This window comes from uncultured Campylobacter sp., from assembly GCF_938045405.1.
In the GTDB taxonomy this organism is placed as follows: domain Bacteria; phylum Campylobacterota; class Campylobacteria; order Campylobacterales; family Campylobacteraceae; genus Campylobacter_B.
This window is the reverse complement of sequence record NZ_CALIMW010000005.1, coordinates 1-4470: the sequence shown is the minus strand read 5'-3', so window position 1 is coordinate 4470 and position 4470 is coordinate 1. Positions and strand designations below refer to the sequence as shown.

Annotated in this window: 3 protein-coding genes and 1 pseudogene; 2 read left to right on the top strand and 2 right to left on the bottom strand. The window is 46.7% G+C overall.

The window, feature by feature from the left end; all coding sequences use genetic code 11:
• Both Q0140_RS00125 and Q0140_RS00120 read right to left on the bottom strand, forming a co-directional pair.
• Positions 1-345: pseudogene (locus Q0140_RS00125) on the bottom strand (foldase); the annotation flags it as partial.
• Between the two features lie 114 nt (positions 346-459).
• The gene (locus tag Q0140_RS00120) at positions 460-1236 is read right to left on the bottom strand and encodes a MetQ/NlpA family ABC transporter substrate-binding protein (protein ID WP_005870677.1); all 777 of its coding nucleotides are present in this window, start codon (positions 1234-1236) and stop codon (positions 460-462) included.
• Positions 1237-1469: 233 nt separating this feature from the next.
• Here Q0140_RS00120 and Q0140_RS00115 point away from each other — a divergent pair, with 233 nt between their 5' ends.
• Together Q0140_RS00115 and Q0140_RS00110 are read left to right on the top strand one after the other, a co-directional pair.
• Entirely contained in the window at positions 1470-4280 is a 2811-nt protein-coding gene (locus Q0140_RS00115) for a valine--tRNA ligase (RefSeq protein ID WP_297960305.1), read from the top strand.
• A 40-nt stretch (positions 4281-4320) separates the two neighbouring features.
• The gene (locus Q0140_RS00110) at positions 4321-4467 is read left to right on the top strand and encodes a hypothetical protein (RefSeq protein WP_297880516.1); all 147 of its coding nucleotides are present in this window, start codon (positions 4321-4323) and stop codon (positions 4465-4467) included.
• Positions 4468-4470 lie beyond the last annotated feature (3 nt).

The following is a 4470-nucleotide window of genomic DNA, read 5'->3' as shown; positions in this document are numbered from 1 at the left end:
CTCGTCGCTGATGCTTACGTCTTTAGCTTGCTCGCGTTGCCATAGATTAAATGCGATGCCATCTTTAGCAAGCTCTAGCTGATGTTTATATTCGTCGCTGTTTTCAATACCTGATTTTTTCGCCTCTGCGATTAGAAGTTTGTATTTGATCAGATCGTCGATTAGTTTTTTCTTCTCATCGGCGGTTGGTTCCTGTCCGCCGTGCTGCATACCTTGAGCCAAAAACGGTGCAACATCCTCATCCGTAATAGTGATATTTGCGTCTTTTGCAGTAGCCAAAACGCCTGCATTAAGCGAAGATATAGCCATAGCGGCAACAAAGCTGAAAGATAAAATTCTTTTCATTATTTTTCCTTTATTCGGTAAATTTCGCGCAATTATAAAAAAAGATAGTAAATAAAATAGCGAATGCCAGCAAATTCGGCGCGAATCCTGCGCCGAATTTTAAAAAGAGAGAAGTTAAAACGATGGAATGATTGCGCCTTTATATTGCGTCTCGATAAACTTTTTCACTTTCTCGCTTTGAATCGCTTTATCTAGCGCCTTGATTTTAGGGCTGTTTTCGTTGCCTTCTTTAACGCTGATGACATTTGTGTAAGGGTTGCCCTCAGCCTTTTCTAAAAATAGCGAATCCTTGATTGGGTTTAAATTTGCGTTAAAGGCAAAATTTGAGTTGATAACCGCAATATCGACATCGCCCAGGGTGCGTGGAAGCGCGGCGCCTTCAAGCTCTAAAATTTCTAAATTTTTAGGATTTTTTGTGACGTCCAGCGGCGTGCGAAGCTTGGCGTTTTGATCAACTTCGATGAGCCCCGCGGCTACGAGCAGATCAAGAGCGCGGCTTTCGTTGGTCGGATCGTTCGGCACGGCAACTTTGGCACCGTTTTTGAGATCTTTTAAATTTTTAATCTTATGGCTGTAGATGCCCATCGGCTCTAAGTGCACGCCCACGGTCGCTTTTAACTTTGTGCCTTTATTAGCGTTAAATTCCTCCATATACGGCACGTGCTGGAAGAATCCTGCATCCACGTCGCCGCTATCGGTAGCGAGGTTTGGGGTTACGTAGTCGTTGAAAACCTTGACCTCAAGATCGTAGCCTTGGGCTTTTAGATCAGGCTTAATCTGCTCTAAAATTTCGGCATGCGGTATCGGAGTAGCGGCGACTACGATTTTTTCGGCAAGAGCGAAGCTGACGACGCTGGCGCTAAGAAGCGAAGCGAGAAGAAATTTCTTCATATTTAATCCTTTTGGTTAAAATTTCTCGGTATTATAGCAGGTAGAATTTTTAATGTCAAGTGTTTTTATATGATTTTTTAAAATTTTATCTAAAATATTCTAAAATTCGATATTTATATATATATTTAAATACTACATTTTATTGTATAATGCAGAATTGGCACGCTTTAATGAGCGCTTTACATAAATTCCGCTAAAATCGCAAAATTTAAAATTTTAAAAAAGGGCTGAAAATGGCAGATTTTTACGACGCGAAAGCCGTAGAGGAGAGCTTTTATAAAATTTGGGAGCAGCGCGGCTACTTCGAGATCGACGGCAATAAAGATATCCAGCAAAAAGGCAAAAACTTTTGCATTATGATGCCCCCTCCAAACGTCACCGGAGTGCTTCATATCGGGCATTCGCTCACTTTTACCTTGCAAGATATTATGACGCGATATAAGCGAATGGACGGCTACCGCACGCTTTGGCAGCCGGGGTTAGACCACGCAGGCATCGCGACGCAAAACGTCGTCGAGCGCGAGCTTTTGGCGCAAGGGATCAAAAAAGAAGAGATAGGGCGCGAGGAGTTTTTAAAGCACGTTTGGCACTGGAAGGAGCAAAGCGGCGGGCAGATCGTAAAGCAGATGAAGCGCCTGGGCGTCACGCCCGCGTGGAGCAGACAGCGCTTTACTATGGATGAGGGGCTTAAAAACGCTGTGCGTAAAGCTTTCGTAAGCTTATACGACGCGGGGCTCATCGTGCGCGGAAACTACATGGTAAACTGGTGCACGCACGATGGCGCGCTAAGCGACGTGGAGGTCGAACACAAGGAAAACAAGGGCAAGCTCTATCATCTGCGCTACTATTTTGCGGACGCGCGAAATTTATCAAATTTAAACGGATGCCGAGCGTCAAATTTAAGTGAGAATTCTGTTTCAAATTTAACTCAAAATGACGAGGCAAAGTATCGCGATGAAGATTTGCAGGTTGTGCAGAATTTTGCGAGTGCAGATAGAACAAATAGTTCATCAAGCGAGCAAAATTCAAACTCTTGCAAAGATTCGAGCGAGACGAGCCGCAACTACATAGTCGTGGCTACTACACGCCCTGAGACCTACTTCGGTGATACCGCCGTAATGGTAAATCCCGCGGACGAACGCTATAAAAATTTGATCGGCAAAAAAGTCGTGCTGCCGCTAATCGGTCGCGAGATAGAGATCATCGCCGACGAATACGTCGATATGAGCTTCGGAACGGGCGCCGTGAAGGTCACGCCCGCGCACGATACCAACGACTACGAGGTCGGCAAGCGCCACGAGCTGGAATTTATCACGGTATTTGACGAAAAAGGAATTTTAAACGAGCAGTGCGGTAAATTTAATGGTTTAGAGCGACTTGCCGCGCGCGATCAGATCGTAGCGGAGCTCGAATGGCTGGGCTTTATCGAAAAAATAGAGGATTACGAAAATCAAGTCGGTTACTGCTACCGCTGCAAAAACGTCGTCGAGCCGTACATCTCGCAGCAGTGGTTCGTGCGCGCAGATATCGCAAAAGAAGCAATTGCCAAAGTAAATTCCGGCGAGGCGGAATTTTTCCCGAAGCACTGGATCAATAGCTTCAACGCCTGGATGCGCGAGCTGAAGGACTGGTGTATCAGCCGCCAGCTGTGGTGGGGGCATAGAATTCCCGTGTTTTACTGCGACTGCGGCCATCAGTGGGCGGATGAGCGCGAGAGCCCCGATGCCTGCCCGAAATGCGGCGGCAAAAATTTTACCCAAGATCCCGACGTGCTCGATACGTGGTTTTCAAGCGGTCTTTGGCCGATCAGCACGCTTGGCTGGGGCAATGGCGAGGCTCTGAAAAACGAGAAGTGGTTTGAAGAGGATTTGAGCGAATTTTATCCAAATACTATGTTAATTACCGGCTTTGACATTTTGTTTTTCTGGGTCGCGCGTATGATGTTTCAGTGCCAAAACGCCATGGGAGAGCTGCCGTTTCGCGACATCTATCTGCATGCCTTAGTTAAGGACAAAGACGGCAAAAAGATGAGCAAATCGAGCAAAAACGTAGTCGATCCGCTGCTAAAAATCGATGAATTTAGCGCCGATATTTTGCGCTTTACGCTTACGATTTTGTGCGTGCAGGGGCGCGATCTGCGCCTTAGCGACGACAAGCTTTTGATTTACCGAAATTTTACGAATAAGCTTTATAACGCGAGCAAATTTTTGCTTTTAAACGCCTCTAAATTTGACGATTTAGACGCGGCGCGGATCAAAACGAGCCTCGGCAAATATATGCTTTCGCGCTTTAACTGCTGCGTGGGCGCGGTGCGGGAAAATTTAGACGAATACCGCTTCAACGACGCTGCGACCGAGCTTTATAAGTTTTTTTGGGACGAGTTTTGCGATTGGGGCATCGAGCTTAGCAAGGCGGACAAGGCCGCGATCGGCGAGCTGGGGATGATTTTTAAAGAAGCGATGAAGCTGCTAAGCCCGTTTATGCCGTTTCTAAGCGAGTATCTGTATCAGGAGCTAAGCGGCACGAAGCTGCAAGACGCGCGCTCCATCATGGTGATGAGATACCCACATCCTGGCGAGCGCGACGAGCGGATCGAGGAGCTATTTTCGCTTCTTATCGAAGCGATCGTTAGCATTCGCCGCGCAAAGGCGACGATCGAGCTCGGTAATGCGCGAGTAGCCAAGGCCTACGTCAAATCCGCAGTCGATCTAAGCGCTGCTGCGGACTACATCAAAACGCTAGCAAAGGTAGATGAAGTGGAATTTACGCAGCAAAATATCGCAAATTCCGCCCGCGACGTGAGCGAGAGCCTAGAAACTTTCGTACCGCTTGAGGGGGTCGATCTTAGCGGCGTGATTTCGCGTCTTAACGCGCAAAAAACCAAGCTGCAAAAAGAGATCGAAAAGCTCTCAAACATGCTAAATAACGAGAAATTCGTAGCCTCCGCTCCACAAGCCGTGGTTGAAGCCAACCGCGAAGGGCTGCAAAGCGCGCAGGAAAAATTCGCCAAAGTATGCGACGAGCTAAAGGCGTTTGGCGAGTAGTCCGCTCGTTTGAGTCTAAATTTAAATCAAGGAGAAAAATATGTCAAAAGGTAGTATCGGTGGATTTACGTTAGGCACGGTCATAGCCGTCGCACTATCATGGGGAGTCAATAAAAGCATAATGTGGGCGATAATCCACGGATTTTTAAGTTGGTTATACGTGATTTATTATTTCCTACTGAGGTAAAAT

What these genes read in the sequence shown, in the direction of transcription:
- Q0140_RS00110 (WP_297880516.1), top strand. Translation starts at nt 4,321, where the DNA reads ATGTCAAAAGGTAGTATCGGTGGATTTACGTTAGGCACGGTCATAGCC.
- Q0140_RS00115 (WP_297960305.1), top strand. Translation starts at nt 1,470, where the DNA reads ATGGCAGATTTTTACGACGCGAAAGCCGTAGAGGAGAGCTTTTATAAA.
- Q0140_RS00120 (WP_005870677.1), bottom strand. Translation starts at nt 1,236, where the DNA reads ATGAAGAAATTTCTTCTCGCTTCGCTTCTTAGCGCCAGCGTCGTCAGC.